This is a genomic window from Halococcus saccharolyticus DSM 5350 (genome assembly GCF_000336915.1).
GTDB classification, from domain to species: Archaea; Halobacteriota; Halobacteria; order Halobacteriales; family Halococcaceae; genus Halococcus; species Halococcus saccharolyticus.
The window spans coordinates 1-16,068 of record NZ_AOMD01000016.1; the positions used below are offsets into that span (position 1 = coordinate 1).

General features: G+C 64.7%; 14 protein-coding genes, 1 tRNA gene and 1 pseudogene. 5 read left to right on the forward strand and 11 right to left on the reverse strand.

Annotation, left to right across the window (positions count from 1 at the left end):
• The 3 genes and pseudogenes from C449_RS05695 to C449_RS05705 all read right to left on the reverse strand — a co-directional run.
• Nucleotides 1-317: pseudogene (locus C449_RS05695) on the reverse strand (NAD(+) synthetase); the annotation flags it as partial.
• Nucleotides 318-583: 266 nt separating this feature from the next.
• Complete coding sequence (locus tag C449_RS05700; protein WP_006077020.1) at nt 584-1,033, reverse strand: DUF7313 family protein; 450 nt, start codon at nt 1,031-1,033, stop codon at nt 584-586.
• A 50-nt stretch (nt 1,034-1,083) separates the two neighbouring features.
• The gene (locus C449_RS05705) at nt 1,084-1,881 is read right to left on the reverse strand and encodes an NAD(+)/NADH kinase (protein ID WP_006077021.1); all 798 of its coding nucleotides are present in this window, start codon (nt 1,879-1,881) and stop codon (nt 1,084-1,086) included.
• 153 nt (nt 1,882-2,034) lie between these two features.
• Here C449_RS05705 and C449_RS05710 point away from each other — a divergent pair, with 153 nt between their 5' ends.
• Entirely contained in the window at nt 2,035-3,345 is a 1,311-nt protein-coding gene (locus C449_RS05710) for a M28 family peptidase (protein WP_006077022.1), read from the forward strand.
• A 67-nt stretch (nt 3,346-3,412) separates the two neighbouring features.
• On the forward strand, nt 3,413-4,477 hold the full coding sequence (locus C449_RS05715; protein ID WP_006077023.1) for a polyprenyl synthetase family protein: 1,065 nt from the start codon (nt 3,413-3,415) through the stop codon (nt 4,475-4,477).
• A gap of 250 nt (nt 4,478-4,727) precedes the next feature.
• Here C449_RS05715 and C449_RS05720 read toward each other — a convergent pair.
• Nucleotides 4,728-4,812, reverse strand: a tRNA-Leu gene (locus tag C449_RS05720).
• A gap of 435 nt (nt 4,813-5,247) precedes the next feature.
• Here C449_RS05720 and C449_RS05725 point away from each other — a divergent pair.
• Nucleotides 5,248-7,725: a DUF11 domain-containing protein gene (locus C449_RS05725; protein WP_241430084.1), complete on the forward strand. Its 2,478-nt coding sequence runs from the start codon at nt 5,248-5,250 to the stop codon at nt 7,723-7,725.
• Between the two features lie 166 nt (nt 7,726-7,891).
• On the opposite strand, the gene purF is transcribed toward C449_RS05725, so the two are convergent.
• The 4 genes from purF to C449_RS05745 form a co-directional block, all read right to left on the reverse strand.
• Nucleotides 7,892-9,334: an amidophosphoribosyltransferase gene (gene purF, locus C449_RS05730; RefSeq protein ID WP_006077025.1), complete on the reverse strand. Its 1,443-nt coding sequence runs from the start codon at nt 9,332-9,334 to the stop codon at nt 7,892-7,894.
• Complete coding sequence (locus C449_RS05735; protein WP_005044428.1) at nt 9,335-9,508, reverse strand: 50S ribosomal protein L37e; 174 nt, start codon at nt 9,506-9,508, stop codon at nt 9,335-9,337.
• Complete coding sequence (locus tag C449_RS05740) at nt 9,505-9,744, reverse strand: LSM domain-containing protein (protein ID WP_006077026.1); 240 nt, start codon at nt 9,742-9,744, stop codon at nt 9,505-9,507. The genes C449_RS05735 and C449_RS05740 overlap by 4 nt, the downstream gene beginning before the upstream one ends.
• A 111-nt stretch (nt 9,745-9,855) precedes the next feature.
• Nucleotides 9,856-10,914, reverse strand: a complete 1,059-nt coding sequence (locus tag C449_RS05745; RefSeq protein ID WP_006077027.1) for a M20/M25/M40 family metallo-hydrolase — start codon at nt 10,912-10,914, stop codon at nt 9,856-9,858.
• A gap of 122 nt (nt 10,915-11,036) precedes the next feature.
• On the opposite strand from C449_RS05745, the gene C449_RS05750 reads away from it, so the two are divergent.
• The gene (locus C449_RS05750) at nt 11,037-11,558 is read left to right on the forward strand and encodes a hypothetical protein (RefSeq protein WP_006077028.1); all 522 of its coding nucleotides are present in this window, start codon (nt 11,037-11,039) and stop codon (nt 11,556-11,558) included.
• Nucleotides 11,559-11,596: 38 nt separating this feature from the next.
• Nucleotides 11,597-12,586, forward strand: a complete 990-nt coding sequence (locus C449_RS05755) for a zinc-dependent metalloprotease (protein WP_006077029.1) — start codon at nt 11,597-11,599, stop codon at nt 12,584-12,586.
• A gap of 240 nt (nt 12,587-12,826) precedes the next feature.
• Here C449_RS05755 and C449_RS05765 read toward each other — a convergent pair whose 3' ends face one another.
• From C449_RS05765 to C449_RS05775, 3 genes are all read right to left on the reverse strand, one after another.
• Nucleotides 12,827-13,261, reverse strand: a complete 435-nt coding sequence (locus C449_RS05765; RefSeq protein ID WP_006077031.1) for a nuclear transport factor 2 family protein — start codon at nt 13,259-13,261, stop codon at nt 12,827-12,829.
• 30 nt (nt 13,262-13,291) lie between these two features.
• Nucleotides 13,292-13,840 carry a hypothetical protein gene (locus C449_RS05770; RefSeq protein ID WP_006077032.1) on the reverse strand — a complete coding sequence of 183 codons (549 nt, stop codon included), beginning with the start codon at nt 13,838-13,840 and terminating at the stop codon, nt 13,292-13,294.
• 308 nt (nt 13,841-14,148) lie between these two features.
• Nucleotides 14,149-16,068 carry an FAD-binding protein gene (locus tag C449_RS05775; protein WP_006077033.1) on the reverse strand — a complete coding sequence of 640 codons (1,920 nt, stop codon included), beginning with the start codon at nt 16,066-16,068 and terminating at the stop codon, nt 14,149-14,151.

Here is a 16,068-nt window from a genome sequence, read left to right on the forward strand (position 1 = left end):
ACGAGGGGCCGAAGCTGGATCGTGATGGGGTCGAGACCGAGATCGGCGGCGGCCATCCGCGCGTCACGAACGTGTGATTCTGCGCTCTTCAACGACGGAAGCACGAGCGGCGTCACGCGCTCCGGCCCGAGCGCCTCGACCGCGAGCGTCGTCGCCAGCGTCGAATCGACGCCACCGCTCATCCCGACGACGACCCCGTCCGCGGCCACGTCTCGGATGATCTCGGTGACGAACTCCTCGATCCGTTCCCGGCGGACGGCGAGATCCGATGGCTCCGTCGCGAACGACGCCGTCGGCACTCGGTCGATATCGCTCATCATTTCGCTGCACTCCCGTGCCGTTCTCTCCATGACGGAACTGGGGGTCGCGCCGTTCCGATCTGCAAAGACCATCTTGATATCGTTTCATCCATCGGAGAATAATCGACTACTGTTTCACTAAAACTCTTCTCAGTATCTGTTCATACTCTATTATCTCCTCAAGATTGATTTCTATCAACTCCAATTGATGGGTGATTTGGGTGACGTCCTAGCGGCATTGCTGGAGATGTGTCCGCTACGACCGCAAAACGATCGGAATCAGCTCAGACGATCGCGTTCCAGATCGGGGCGACCACGAAGAAGACGCTGAGAAAGCCCGCGTACAGCAGTACGAGCACCGAGGCGGCGATGGCTCCGTTCGGACGGCTGAGGCTGCGGTCGTTGCGTGCCTCGACGCGCAGTGCTTCGAGCTCGAAGAAGTCCGTGATGAACATCCCGACCACGAGGATCGAGAGAACGACGCCCGAGTGGACTTCGATCGTCATGAGATAAAACGACGCGAGGATCAGCAGGATCGTCGAAGCGACGTGGGCCGGATGTTGACCGATGGCGTCCGCACCCTGCTCGCGTGCGTCGTTGACGTGCGATCGGTGGGCGATCGCGCGCGTGAGGACGTTGACGATCGCGAGGATCAAAAGAACGTACAGGATGAGCGGGCGTTCACCGCTCCCGAGGACCGCGTCGATCGGCCCGAACAGCGAGAGGGGTTGCATGATCGGCTTTCCGATGGGATCGCATTAGAGCCTTTCCCATTTCTCGCCGCTCACACACGGTGCGGGGACGCGAGCCGGAGCGTTCCATCGCGGCCGATCCGGACCGGGCTGCCTGACCTGACGCGACCGAGCGAGTGTCCGTCGACGAACAGTTCCACATCGGCGTCGTCGCGCTCGACGGTGAGCGACACGCCCGACAGCGGGACCACCCAGTGATCGGGATCGGTCGCGAACGGCGAGATCGGCACCACCGCACCCACGTCGGTGCCGTCGACGACTACCGGTCCGCCGGCAGCGCGCGCGTACCCGTGGCTCCCGACAGGCGTCGCCACCACCACGCCGTCGGCGCGGAACTTCGCGAGTTGATTTGCACTCCCGCCAGCCACCGCATCGTGACCGAGCACCTCGGTCCCGGCGGCGACCGCGAACTCCGAGATACTCGCGGGCGCGGCAGTCATCAGGGCGACATCACGCAGCGCTCGCCCGTTCGTGGTCGGCGTATCGACTGCCACCACCGGCCGTTCGCGGATCGGATACTCGTCGGCGAGAAATCGTTCGATCCCGTCCGAATCGTCGCCGCTGGCGAGCGATGCGATTCCGTCGACGTCGACCGGGAGGACGGGAACGTCGACGCCGGTTGCGACGCACTCGCGGAGACCCGCATCACCGACCGCAACGACCGCGTCGTGATCGGTGCCGGCGGTTTCGGTGACGGCGATATCGACGGCACCGGGGGCGACCCCGCCGGCCGCGTCGACCGCGTCGACGATTTCGGTTGCGTCGGTCTCGGGAGCGAAGACACCGACGCTGGTCGACTCACGACGCCTCGCCGGCTCGCCATCGCTCATCGGTTCCCGTTGCACACGGCGGGCCAAAAGACTGCGGGGTCGACGCGATCGGCCGAACCACGGTCGGCACCCGTCGTCGACATCACACCGTTCGCCCGAGTCGATTGGCCGCTTCCCGAACACTCAAGCGAGGGACGGAACGATCGGTAGCGCATGACCCACTGGATCGGTGACGTGTTCACCAGCGATGTCGGCTGGAACCACCTCGAAACACTGGTCGACATCGGCGACCGGATGGCGGGGAGCGACGGCGAACGCCGCGCCGCGGAAGCGACCCGCGACGTGCTGACGGACGTCGGCGCGCGGAACGTACAGTTAGAAGAGTTCGACATTCAGGGGTGGACTCGCGGCTCCGCGACGATCGGTGCCGGTGACAGCACCCGCGAGACCATCGCACTTCCGCGGAGTCCCGCAGGCGAGGTCACGGGCGAGCTCGTGGACCTCGGGTACGGCCTCCCGAGCGACTTCGAGGAGACCGACATCGAGGGAAAGGTCGTGATGGTCGCATCGAACGTTCCCGACCACTACGATCGGTTCATCCACCGCCGCGAGAAATACTACTACGCCGTCGATAGGGGTGCGGCCGCGTTCGTCTTCCGGAATCACGTCGAGGGCTGCCTCCCGCCGACCGGGAGCGTCGGCACCCCCGAATCGCCGATCGGCGAAATTCCCGCGATCGGGGTGAGCAAGGAAGTCGGGTCGCGACTCTCGCGGCGTCGTGAGGGCGAGACGGTCGAAGTCGCTGTCGAGGCCGAGACCCACGACGCGACCAGCCAGAACGTTCACGCCGATCTCGGTCCCGACACCGACGAGGCGGTGTTGCTGACGAGTCACGTCGACGCCCACGACATCGCCGAGGGTGCGATGGACAACGGGGCTGGCACGGCTGTGGTCGTGGAAGTGGCGAACGCCCTCGCAGACCGCGAGACAGAGCTCGATACCCGGGTCCACCTCGTCGTCTACGGTGCCGAGGAGGTCGGCCTGGTGGGATCGGCCCACGACGCCGCCGAGCGCGATCACGATTCGATCACAGCCATCGTGAACAACGACGGCGTCGTTCGTGGACGGACCCTCAGCGCCCACACTCACGGGTTCGACCGGCTCGACGATCTCGTCACCGAGGTGGCCGACGACTTCGATCACCCAGTCACGACGATACCCGAACAGGGCCCCCACAGCGACCACTGGCCGTACGTCCAGTGGGGCGTTCCCGGCTACCACCTGATGAGCGAGACGGGCGACGAAGGGCGCGGGTGGGGTCACACGTTTGCGGACACGCTCGACAAACTCGAAGTCCGGAACCTCCGCGAACAGTCGATCCTCTTGACCGAACTGTGCGTTCGTCTCGCGGACGACGAGTTCGCGGTCGAGCACAAAGAGCCCGAGACGATCGCGGCGGCGCTCGAAGCCGAAGATCAGGCGGCAGGGATGAAAATCATCGGCGATTGGCCCTACGACGAGTAAGTCGGTCCCGGATCCGGCTCCGGCAGAGAACGAGACTTTTTAGCCCGCCGCCACCGGTCACAACCGTATGCGCGACGTGCTCGCGGCGTGGCGGCCGGTCATCGATAGGGAGATCGAGCGGCTGCTCCCCCGCGAGATCGACGTCGAGTACGTCGCCCGCGCCTTCGGCGAGCCGACCTACGAGTACGACCCGGTCGCTATCCAGCGCGCGCTCCCCGATCCGATCTGGAACCTGCTCGATCGAGGCGGCAAACGCTGGCGCGCGGTGGTCTGCTGTCTCCTGATCGACGGGTTCGGCGCGGACCCTCACGAGTATCTCCCCTACGCCTGCATTCCCGAAATCCTCCACAACGGGACGATCATCGTCGACGACGTCGAGGACGGCGCGACGATGCGCCGTGGCGAGGCCGCGCTCCACCGCGAGGCCGGGACCGACGTCGCGCTCAACGCCGGCAACGCGATGTACTTTCTGCCCCTCAATATCGTGGCGCACAACCCCGGCGATCTTGACGCCGAAATCCGACTCGCGATCTACGAGATGCTGATGTACGAACTCAACCGGACGCATCTCGGCCAGGGGATGGACATCCACTGGCACAACGAGCAGGCCATTCGGATGAGCGAGACCCAGTATCTCGAGATGTGTGCGTGCAAAACGGGCTGTCTCGGCCGGATCGTCGCACGCCTCGCCGCACTCATTACGGACCAATCCGACGAAACCGAACGCTGCGCCGCGCGCTACGCCGAGCGGATGTCGATCGCGTTCCAGATCGGCGACGACATCCTCGATATCGAGAACGCCGACGAGGACGGCGGCGCGTTCGGGAAGGCCGTCGGCAACGACATCCGCGAGGGCAAGAAGACCCTGATGGCGATCCACGCCGCAAACGAAGCCTCACCCGAGCGGGCCGCGCGGCTCGAGGAACTTCTCTGGGCCGACGAGAACTCCGATGACGAGATCCGGGAGGCGATCGAAATCCTTCGCGAGACCGACAGCGTGGCCTACGCCCGCGAGCGCGCGCTCGAACTCGCCGGCGAAGCCCGCGATGCCCTCCGCGAGCTCGACATCGACGACGAGATCGCCGACGACCTCGCCGAATTCACCCGGTTCGTCATCGAACGCGACGTCTGAGCGACTGGGACGTGGGCTCGGGCGGTGCGGTTGGCGGAGGCGGGGCGGTCCTGGCGGATGAAGGGCGAGGCCGCTTCGCGGCCGAGGGCTTCGGCGGTGCTGTACGGTAGTCATAGTGGTTGTACCGCGAGCGAACGCAGTGAGCGAGCGGGCCGAGGAACCCCTGAAAGGGGTGACGTTGGCTTTTTCCCCACGTTTTTGCAAGCGAAGGAGCGACCACAGGGAGCGACTGAGCGTAGCAAAAAGTGGATGCGTGGGACCGGATTTGAACCGGCGGACCTCTACAGGACAGCGCCCTCAACGCTGCGCCGTTGGCCTAGCTTGGCTACCCACGCGCGGTTCGTTGGTATCCCTTGATTGGGTAAAAACGCTTCCATTCGACGACCGTCTGGCCGCGACTCACACGCAATGGCTGTTGGTCTCACAGCACCGGCTGAGCAGCCGGTGCTGTCGTCCGTCGTTTGTCGGCCATGGTGTGGATAGTGAGGACTCTTCGGCAATAGAGAGTCTCGATCTAATCGCTACGGTTGTTGACACACAGTCGTGTTTTCCTAAGTAGATTTATTCGAATGGTTGCAGAGAAAAAATCATTCGACTATTACACTATCAGATAATCTATTCTAGGAAACACGATTGATTATGGTGCCATACTAATTTTCAGAAATATCCTTAGACACAAATCTAAGTGAGTCGGTAGTGACACCATATCTGGCATGGAACCGAAGGGCGCAACAAAAACGGTCGGAATTGCACTTGTCGTCTGTTTGTTCGTGGTACTCGGAGCGACGGGGGCCGCACTCGCGGTCGGGCACGACACCACCGGATCGGACAGCACGACACTACAGGAGGAAGAGGAGCGACAATCCACCCATCTGAGTAGCCAGTACAGTCTGGCAGCGAACTGTAGCGATACATGCTGTACGGGTCAAAAGGACAGCGATGTCGTCGATATCGATGGCGATCGTAATCAGGTGCGAGTCAACGCCGACGTAGCGAGTGTCGGTGGGGCTACCGGCGACTGTACGACGAACGCCGACAACGATATCGTCGATATCGAAGGCGATGGCAACGCCGTTCGCGTCGATATCGATTCGTCAGATACCAACGACGCGGATGGAGGGAGTGACGGGGCGAGCGATACGACTGGCGACGACGGTAGCGGTACTGACGGTAGCGCCGATGGTGGGGCCGATACCGCTGGCGGAGCGGATGGTGCAGACGGAACCGACGGAGCTGACGGAACGGATGGTGCGGATGGAGCTGACGGAACGGATGGAAGTGATGGAGCGGACGGAGCGGATGCTACGGATGGAGCGGATGGCGCTGATGGAACGGACGGAGCGGATGGCGCTGATGGAACGGATGGCGCTGATGGAACGGACGGAGCGGATGGCGCTGATGGAACGGACGGAGCGGATGGCGCTGATGGAACGGACGGAGCGGATGGTACCGACGGCACTGATGGTACGGATGGAGCGGACGGAAGTGATGGGGGCGACGGTGGGGACGGATCGGACGGAACGGATGGCGATGACAGTGGAGACGGAACGGACGGTGCGGATGGGGACGACGGGTCGGACGGTGACGGCGGTGAGCGAACCATCGTCGTTGAGGGCAGCGAAATCACCGTCGACAACGACATCAGTGACGAACGAGTGCAGGAGATCATCACTCAGGTCCAGAACAACGTCGACACCGACACGACGGTCACCACCGAGACGATCAATCGGATCGTCAACGAGAACAACATCAACAACACCGATATCAACAACATCGATCTCAGTGATCTGATTGATTTTATCAATGATCCCGACGACGAGACGCCTGGCGATGGCAATGAAACTCCCGATGATGGGAACGAAACTCCCGGTGATGGCAACGAGACACCTGGCGACGGGAACGAAACACCGGGTGACGGCAACGAGACGCCCGCCACCGCCGATATCAGCGTGACGAAGAGCGCGGACACGGACGAAGTCGAGCTGAGTCTTCTGGAGGATGGCGGGATCCTTCAGGCGAACGAACCCGTGACGTTCACGGTGACCGTGACCAACGAGGGGCCCGCCACGGCGACGGATGTGACCGTCGACGACGAGGACGTCATCGCGGACATCGACGAACTCACTGACACGACGGCGTTCCTCGTCACCGGTTCGAGCGCGAGTCAGGGCGATTTCAACGCCGTCACCGGTGAGTACGACGTGGGATCGCTCGATCCGAACGAGTCCGCGACGCTCACCTTCGACGCGCTCGCGGTCTCGACCGACGCCACGCTCCTCGACGATCCGCTCGCGGAGCTCAACGCGACCAACGTGGCCGAACTGGCGACGGTCACTCCTGACGATCCGAACGCCGACAACGACGTCGGCAGTACGGAGGTCACGCTGGTGAGCGTCCTCGGCGGCGGACCCGGGGACCCCGGCGACGGCAACGAAACCGGCGAAATCAACGTCAGTGATTGCCGTGACGCGCTCGTGACGGGCAACTTGACCAACGCAACCGTCGAGCTGGACCTCCTCAACGTGGCCACGGGCGACAACGAAACCGTCACGATCGGCCCGATCGACGGAAGCGAGAACGTCTCCGTCAGCGGCCTCGACGAGGTGGCGAGCATCGATCTCAGCGCGGCAGTCATCGAGGAAGCGCGGCTGCTCGATGCTGACGGCACCGTTGTCGACACCGACACGACCGCCGATCTCGGCGTGTGTGTCGACCTGCTCGGGATCGAACTCGTCGATCTCGACACGGGACTGCTCCTCGATGCCGACGTACTCGACGATCTTGACGATCCCAACGCGACTGCACTCGCCGATCTCGTCGCCGAACTCGACGACACCGAGATCGAACTGCTGAACGAGGCGGTCGACACCGGCGAGATCTCGAACCGAGAGATCATCGATCTCGCACGGGCGTTCGAGAGCGGCGAGGTCACGCCTGCAGAGCTCGACGACCTGCTCAACAATACTGTCGACCAACTCGGGGATGCTCTCGACTCGCTGCTCGGCGGCATCCTCCCACTGGGCGCAGAGCAAGCAGCGTCGACGAACGCAACTGCCACGAGTGGCAGTGAGAACGCATCGGCGACGAACACCACGGCCGGCGAGATCGGAGACACGACGAACGCCAGCACGACGACTACCGGTAGCAACGGATCGAGTAGCCTCGGTGACGCCGTCGGAGCGTTCGGCATCGCTGCGGTCGGCCTGACCGCCAGCGGAATGTTGCTACGGAAGCAGCGACGGGAGTAACGGTCGAATCGACTCGACCGTCTCGTTTTGCGGTTTCACTCGTCCGTGGAGCCGTTCGTTGTTCGATCCTGTGAATAGGTGCGTGTGTCTGAGTGAGTGGCCCGAGACCTTGGAACGGCCGGCGTCTCGTTGGCCGTGGCCGAACTCAGGAACGAACAGCAGTCGATCAGTCGTCGGCGCTCGCGCGATTGCCGTTGATGGCGGGACGAGAGACCTCACGATCAGTCGCCTCGCCCGCGATGTCGTAGGGATATTCGCCGGTGACACAGCCCATACAGAGATCGGCGCGATCGGTCGCGAGCGCGTCGGCGACTGCATCCTGTGAGATGTACGCGAGGCTGTCGGCACCGATCGTCTCGCGGACCTCCTCCGTCGATCGGCTGGCGGCCAGTAGCTCCTCGCGGCTCGCCATGTCGATGCCCATGTAACAGGGTGCGACGATCGCCGGCGAGCCGATCCGGAGGTGGACCTCCGCCGCGCCGACGTCGCGAAGGAGTTCGACGAGCTGTGTCGAGGTCGTTCCTCGGACGATCGAGTCGTCGATCAGGGTCACAGTTTTGTTTTCGACGGTCGATTTGATGGGGTTGAGCTTCAGCCGGACCGCACGCTCGCGCTCGTCCTGAGTCGGCATGATGAACGTCCGGCCAACGTATCGGTTCTTCATCAGGCCCTCCGCGAACTCCACACTGCCGTCGCCCTCGTTCGCGGCCTCCGCGTAGCCCGAGGCGAACGCCCGGCCGGAGTCGGGCACCGGCATCACGACGTCGGTGTCGATGCCACTCTCGTCCCAAAGTTTCCGCCCGAGTTCTCGTCGCGCCTCGTAGACCAGCTCGCCGTCGATCGTCGAGTCGGGTCGGGCGAAGTAGACGTGTTCGAAGAAACACCGCGCAGTGTGATCCGGTTCGACGAGTCGGTGGCTCTCGTAGCCTGCACCGTCGGGTTCGAGTACCACGAGTTCGCCAGGCTCGACGTCCCTGATGAGTTCACCGTCCAGCGCGTCGATCGCTGCGCTCTCGCTCGCGAGCACATAGCCGTCTTCCACCTCGCCGAGACAGAGTGGCCGATTACCCTGCGGGTCGCGGAGGCCGAGCACCCGGTCGTCGTGCATCACGGCGAGCGAGTACGATCCATGTATTTTGCCCATCGTCCGCTCGACCGCGCTCACGAGATCGCCGTCGAGGAGGTTCCGCGCGAGGTCGTGAGCGATCACCTCGGTGTCGCCGTCGGAGGTGAAGGCGTGGCCCAGCCCGGCGAGTTCGTCCCGCAGCGCACCCGCGTTGACGAGGTTGCCGTTGTGGCTCAACCCCAACGAGCCGCTCTTGAACGAGACTGAAAAGGGTTGGGCACAGGAGGAGTCGACGCTGCCCGACGTCGGATAGCGGACGTGGCCGATCCCGTTCGGGCCATTGAGCTCCGCGATGTCGGCCTCGGAGAACGCATCGCCCACGAGACCCATCTCGACGTGAGAGTGTTGCTGGAACCCGTCGTGGGTGACGATCCCCGCCGACTCCTGGCCGCGGTGCTGGAGGGCGTAGAGTGCGTAGTAAATCGGTCGCGCGGCGGCGCGGTCGGCGAGCGAAACCCCGACGACCCCGCACTTCTCGTCCATTTACTCGCCGGCCTTCTCCTGCCAGGCGTAGTCACGTCGCTTCGCGGATTTCCCGAACCCACACGACGCGCAAACTTTCTTCGTTTTGTGGTAGGAGGCTTCGCCACAGCGGCGGCATTTCACGTGAACGGTCTTGTTCTTCTTCCCCTGGCTCGGCGTTCCGGATCCAGTCATGGTGTTATCGTGACGACGTTGTCGCCGCGGATAATCGTTGTGCTCTCGACCGTCTCGACACCGACTTCGCCGGGCGTCGGCGGTTCAGCGTCGCCGCTCGCGGGTTCGAGCACCACGTTCATGTGCTGGTCGTAGCCCGCGAGCGACCCGGTATAAATTTCGCCATCTTTCAGCCGCACTGCGACGCTATCGCCGAGCGTCGCTTCGAGCACGTCGAGCGGACGTCCCTCGGTCATACTGCGTCCTCGTTCGGTTCGACTATTAAGCGTACCGTCACGCGATCGCGTCGATAAGACGCCCCGGCGGTGAACGCACGCTCCGGCGACGAACTCACTCCGACAGCGATCTCACACCTCGACCGCGAACGACTCGTCGACGTCGATGTGCTCGACGAACGCTCCCAGCAACGCCGCGAGCGCGTCGAGATCGTCCGTATCGATCACTTCGACAGGGGTGTGCATGTATCGGTTCGGCAGCCCGAGGTTCAGCGACGGAATGCCGCCGCGCTGGGTGAAGAAGGCGTCGGCGTCGGTCCCCGTCCGCGAGCCGTTCGCCTGGAGTTGGATCGCGATCTTGCCAGTGTCGGCAGCCTCCCGGATCGCGTCGACCAGAACGGGATGGCTCGCACCGCCACGGGTGACGACCGGTCCCTCGCCGAGCTCGACGCCGTTGTTGCGTTTCCCGGGCGTCACGGGATCGTCGGTGGCATGGGTCACGTCGACCACGATCGCGGCGTCGGGCGCGAGATCGAACCCGACCATCCGCGCGCCCTGGAGGCCGACCTCCTCCTGGACGGTGCTGACGGCGTACACCGTCGCGTCGACATCGGCCTCGCTCGCTCGGCGGAGACCCTCCGCAGCGGCCCACGTCCCGATCCGGTTGTCCATCCCGCGGGCTGCGAGCCGCGTTCCGTGGAGCTCCTCGATCGTGGTCGCGATCGTGATCGGATCACCGATCTCGACGAGCTCGCGCGCCTCGTCACCGTTCACGGCCCCGACGTCGACGTGTTGTTCGTCGATGTCGGCGATCTCGTGGTCGTCACGCAGGTGGATCGCGGTCTGCCCGATGACGCCCGACACCGGCCCGTCGTCGGTGTGGATCGTGACGTGCTGGCCGCGCGACACAGTTTTATCCGCACCGCCGATCGAACCGAGGCGGACGAACCCCTCCTCGTTGATGTCGCGAATCACGAACCCGATCTCGTCGGCGTGGCCGGTGAGTGCAACGGTCGGCGCGTCGGCTGCACCCTCGTGAACCGCGATCGCGTTGCCGTAGTCGTCGGTCCGGACCTCGTCGGCGAACTCCGCGACGTACTCGGTCCAGACGCGCTGGCCGCGTGTTTCGTACCCGGACGGGCTCGGTGTTTCGAGCAGATCGTCGAGGAACGAACGCTGGTTCTCGTTCACAGCCACCGTATCGACGCCCCGGGTATGAACCGTTCGGCGTGGGATAGAGTCTGAACGACGAGACGAGAACCCGGCACTGAAAGCCCAAACGAATAAGCCACCGGACCGCGAACGATCGGGGCATGGCAGACAAGCTAACCCTGCTCGAACTCCACCTGCACAGCGAGGACAACGAGTTCACGAGCGACGTCCAGCTCAGCTCCGACATCGGCGAGCTGCTGCGCGACCGTCTCGGGTTCGGGACCGGTGACTCGGAGTCCGACACCGAGTTCTCGACCGACGCCGACGACGAGACTTCGTTCGAGACCGATACTGACGTCGACACCGACACGTCGTTCGAGAGCGAGCCCGACGCTGGTGTCGATCCGCTCGGCGCGGACGGCGGTAGCGGCGGTGCGGTTCAGGCGACCGACGACGAGGAAACGGGCGATACGGTCGTCGAAATCGACGAGGACGTGGCTGACGAGGAAGACGGCGAATCCTCGGGCAGCGCGCTGCGCAAACTGTTCGTCCTCGGGTTGCTCGTTGGGCTCGCGCTGGTTGCGAAGTGGTATCTCGGCGGCGACGACCTCGAGGACGAGTTCGCGATGGACGACGACGAGTTCGGTGTCGACGACTCCGAGAACGAGTTCGAGGAGCTGTAGAGGCGAAACCCTTTGCCCGGTCGGCGACATTCTTCGGTATGAACCTCCTGCGCAGCGTCAGAGCGGTGACCGAGGCCTCCGGCGATGGACTGATCGATTGGGCCGCCGTCACCGAGGCTGCACGGGCCGCCACCGATGCGGGTGATCTCACGCTCACCGCCGACGAGCGGTCGGGCTACGCGGCCGACGTCCGCGACGCCCGAACCCGGGTTCGGGAGGTCGCTGGCGTCTCCTTCGATCTTCCCGACACCATCGAGGTCCAGCACCGCCATCACTGGATCGACGCGAACATCGCGACGTTCGAGCGCATCATGGGAACGCTCGACATCAAGGGGCGGACGCTGGCTCCCGGTCTCGCGCGGGTGGCGAACACCGGTTCGATGACCGTCGCGCTCGCCTTCCTCGCCAACAACGTGCTCGGCCAGTACGATCCACTCCTCCTCGCGGAGGGCGACGATCGGGGTGCGGGAGACGGATCGAGCGACGCCGACGACCACGCGCTCTACTTCGTCCATCCAAACATCCAGCGGGTCGCCGAGGAGCTCGACGTCTCGCACGCACGATTTCGACGCTGGATCGCCTTTCACGAAGTGACCCACGCCGCGGAGTTCGGTGCGGCTCCGTGGCTCTCCGACCACCTCGAAGCCAGGATGGAGCGGGCGGTCGACGCACTCGGTGAGGGGAGCCTCGACCGCGAGGCGTTCCGCGAACTCGACGCCGCGATGACCGCGGTCGAAGGATACGCCGAACTCCTGATGGATCGAGCGTTCGACGACGAGTACGCGGATCTCCGCGAAAAAGTCGAGGCGCGACGGCGGGGCCGTGGGCCGGTCTCCCAGCTCGTTCGACGACTCCTCGGACTGGGGATGAAACGACGGCAGTACGAGCGCGGGAAAGCCTTCTTCGAGACCGTCGCCGACGCCCGCGGCGTTGAGGGGGCGAGCGTCGTCTGGGATCGACCGGAAAACCTGCCGACGAACGCGGAACTCGACACGCCGGAGCAGTGGCTCGATCGCGTGCCTGAGTAGCGCGGTCCGCGGTCGGGCCTGACGATGTTCAGCTCCGGAACCCGAGACCACGGGGGAAGGCGAGCCAGACTACGACAGCCCCGACGACGAGTCCGACACACACCGCGAGCGCAAAAGTAAGAAGAGAGGAATCGCCTTGAAGGGTGATAAGACCGGCAGAGAGCCCGACGAGAACGATAAATCCGATTTTGATGCGACGCGACGCAGTGAGTCGTTCCTCCCGCGAGACGGGGCCGACCATCACCGCTCTCCAGTTCCGCCGGTGGCGGTCGATTCCCTCGTGGTGGCCGAACCGCTCGTCGTATCGGCGTCGGCGGTGCTCACGTGCATTCCGACGAACTGCCAGTCGTCATCGTCTCGGCGGAGCGTGCCGTTCCACCGCGTCTCGTGTTCACGGTGCTCGCCGTCCTCGGTGCTCCGCCACGCCATCAGTACGTCGTCACTGAACCACGCGGTCGACTCGTGTTCGCTCACTCGGAGTTGGCGGCTCTCGACGGTCCAGTCCTCGGTCGTGTCAGTCTGCTCGCGGAGGCTCGCCCTGATTTCGTCGTAGCCCGCAAGCTGGTCGGTGATACCGAACTTGACGATTGATTCCGACGCGGCGAAGAAGGGATACAGTGGATCGCCCGCCCGGAGCGCGTCGTAGTACGCCTCGATCGTGGCTTCGGCGGTCATACTGGTCCGACGCCGTCGTGGGACTTACGCCTACTGGAACCCGTGGTTGGTTTCGTTCTCGTCGACGAGATCGTCGAGTTCGGCGTCGAGCAGGCGTTCGGCCTCCTCGAACTCGTCGGCGAAGTCGTCCAGCCCGTCGGGGCGGTCGTACTGGTCGTACTCCATCGGGCCGTAGGCGGGGCTGTCGAGCGCGCCCATCACGTCTTCGAAGAGTGCGTCGGGGGTCGTCGGCGCGTCGGCGTGCGTTTCGAGCACGCTTTCGAGCTTCGTCGCCGCTTCCTCGGCTTCGTCCTCGTCCGCCATCGGTGACTGGACGCCGAACCGGCCCGCATCGCCCTCAGGAAAGAGGGGATCGAGACCGTCGTCGATCCGTCGGGCGAGTCGAGTGCCAACGCCCTGCACCTCGAAGGGGTTCTTGGCGTAGGTCTTGAGCTGAAAGGCGCCCGCCGAGGGGTGGCCGAGATACATGTCCTCGCCGATCCCCCGGTCGCGATCGCCCGCGATCGCCCGCCAGCCGCCGGGGTCGGCCCCCGAATCAGTCACCTCCTCCAGGATGTCCTGCCAGTCGCGAACGCGCATACCTCCTCTATCGGCGTGGTCCGTATCAACCCACCGCTCGCGTCTCGATGTCGGAGTCTCGACCCTGACAGTGGGGCGATAGCGGGGCGGTGGCGGTGCGGGCCTGGTGGATGAAGGGCGAGGCCCGCGGAGCGGGTCGAGGGCTTCGGCGGTGCTGTGCGGTTGCGGAGAACGCTAGCAGCCCTACCGCGAACGAGCGGAGCGAGTGAGCGGGCCGAGGAACCCCCAAAGGGGGTGACGATGGCTTTTGATCCACATTCTGCCAGCGGAGCGAGCGGTAGCGAGCGGAGCGCAGCAAAAGGTGGGTGTTAGTAACTGCGAACCTTCGGCTCGTACTCTTTCTCCTCGCCTTCGAGGATCACCGGCTTGTAGTAGAGGTCGGGCGCGCCACCGTTCCACGCGAGCATCGAGTGTTTGATCCACTCCTCGTCGTTGCGGTCCTGATAGCCTTCGCGCCAGTGTGCGCCCCGGAACTCGGTGCGGGCGAGCGCCGAGAGGGTGATGGCCTCGGCGAGGTCGATCAGGTTTCTGGTCTCGATGGTGTGCTGGAGGTCGGTGTTGAACGTGCGAGAGGGATCGTCGACGTAGACGTCGTCGTAGGCCTCCCGCGCCGCGCGGATGTCCTGGAGCGCCTGTTTCAGGCCCTCCTCGTTCCGGAAGACGTTGACGTTCTCGGTCATCGCCTTCTGGAGGTCGGCACGGATTTCGGCGTGCTGGCGACCCTCGTCTTTCTCCATCAGATGCTCGATGCGAGCGCGCTCGGCATCAAGTGCACGCTCGACAGTCTCGTCGATCCCGACGAGCGCTGCGCCGCCGTCAGACTCCGTCTGACGAGATCGGGCGTCATCGGACGCCCGACCGCTGTCGGTCGCGGTCGAGCCGTCGTCCGAGGTTCGGCCGCCGTCAGCTGCGACATCGTCGGGCGTGTCGAGCGCGCCGGGTGACACCGGGCTGTCGTACTCGGCGCGCTCGATACTCGCCGAGGGGCCGGTCTCGATCTCGGCGGGCTCCATCTCCTTGCCCGCGGCGTGGCGACCCGCGCGCGCCCCGAAGATGATGAGTTCGGGCAGTGCGTTCCCGCCGAGTCGGTTCGAGCCGTGGACCGAGACGCAGGCGCACTCGCCGGCGGCGTAGAGGCCCGAGATACAGGTCTCGCCGTTCTCCGAGACTTCGATCCCGCCCATCTCGTAGTGCTGGCCGGGTTTGACCGGCATCGGGTCGTCGAGCGGATTCACGCCCTCGAAGTCCTCCGAGAGGTGGATGATGTTCTCCAACCTGTCGGTGATGCGCTCCTCGCCGAGATGGCGCATGTCGAGCATGACGTGGTCGTCGTCGAACCCGCGACCCTCGTTGACCTCGGTGAGCTCGGCGCGGGCCACGACGTCCCGGCTGGCGAGTTCGCCGTCGTTGTTCGCGTACCCCTCTTCGAACATGAAGCGCTCGCCCTCTGTGTTGTAGAGGATCCCGCCCTCGCCACGGACTCCCTCGGTGATGAGCACGCCAGTCGAGGGCAGCGTGGTGGGGTGGAACTGGACGAACTCCATGTCTTCGAGGGGGACGCCCGCACGGTAGGCCATCGCCTGGCCGTCGCCGGTGTTCGCGACCGCGTTGGTGGTGTGATCGTAGACCTGGCCCGGCCCGCCGGTCGCGAGGATCACGCCGTTGCGGGCTTTGAATCCCTCGACCTCGCCAGTCTGGACGTCGTAGGCGATCGCACCGTGACAGACTCGCTCCTCGGGATCGTCGTGATCGGTGACGGCGAGCTGGGTGACGTACCACTCGTCGTAAACCTGAATGCCACGTTTGACGACCTGCTCGTACATCGTGTGGAGCAGGTGATGGCCCGTCTCCGCGCCGGCGTAGGTCGTCCGAGGGAACGAAAGTCCCCCGAAGGGACGCTGGCTCATCCGACCGTCGTCCTCGCGGGAGAACGCCATCCCCCAGTGTTCGAGCTGGATGACCTCGCTCGGGCTCTGCTGGCAGAGGGTCTCGATCGCCGGGGCGTCCCCGAGATAGTCCGACCCCTTCATCGTGTCGTAGGCGTGATCCTCCCACGAGTCGCCGTCCCGAAGCGCGGCGTTGATCCCGCCTTCGGCGGCCCCGGTGTGGCTCCGTACGGGGTGGAGTTTCGAGACGAGCGCGACGTCCGCGCCCTCCTCGTGTGCCGCGATCGCCGCGCGAAGGCCGGCACCGCCCGCGCCGACCACGATGACGTCGTGTTCGTACAT

Excerpts from the sequence above, each read along its gene's own strand:
- C449_RS05700 (WP_006077020.1), bottom strand. The coding sequence starts at position 1,033 with ATGCAACCCCTCTCGCTGTTCGGGCCGATCGACGCGGTCCTCGGGAGC.
- C449_RS05705 (WP_006077021.1), bottom strand. The coding sequence starts at position 1,881 with ATGAGCGATGGCGAGCCGGCGAGGCGTCGTGAGTCGACCAGCGTCGGT.
- C449_RS05710 (WP_006077022.1), top strand. The coding sequence starts at position 2,035 with ATGACCCACTGGATCGGTGACGTGTTCACCAGCGATGTCGGCTGGAAC.
- C449_RS05715 (WP_006077023.1), top strand. The coding sequence starts at position 3,413 with ATGCGCGACGTGCTCGCGGCGTGGCGGCCGGTCATCGATAGGGAGATC.
- purF (WP_006077025.1), bottom strand. The coding sequence starts at position 9,334 with ATGGACGAGAAGTGCGGGGTCGTCGGGGTTTCGCTCGCCGACCGCGCC.
- C449_RS05735 (WP_005044428.1), bottom strand. The coding sequence starts at position 9,508 with ATGACTGGATCCGGAACGCCGAGCCAGGGGAAGAAGAACAAGACCGTT.
- C449_RS05740 (WP_006077026.1), bottom strand. The coding sequence starts at position 9,744 with ATGACCGAGGGACGTCCGCTCGACGTGCTCGAAGCGACGCTCGGCGAT.
- C449_RS05750 (WP_006077028.1), top strand. The coding sequence starts at position 11,037 with ATGGCAGACAAGCTAACCCTGCTCGAACTCCACCTGCACAGCGAGGAC.
- C449_RS05755 (WP_006077029.1), top strand. The coding sequence starts at position 11,597 with ATGAACCTCCTGCGCAGCGTCAGAGCGGTGACCGAGGCCTCCGGCGAT.
- C449_RS05765 (WP_006077031.1), bottom strand. The coding sequence starts at position 13,261 with ATGACCGCCGAAGCCACGATCGAGGCGTACTACGACGCGCTCCGGGCG.
- C449_RS05770 (WP_006077032.1), bottom strand. The coding sequence starts at position 13,840 with ATGCGCGTTCGCGACTGGCAGGACATCCTGGAGGAGGTGACTGATTCG.
- C449_RS05775 (WP_006077033.1), bottom strand. The coding sequence starts at position 16,068 with ATGTACGAACACGACGTCATCGTGGTCGGCGCGGGCGGTGCCGGCCTT.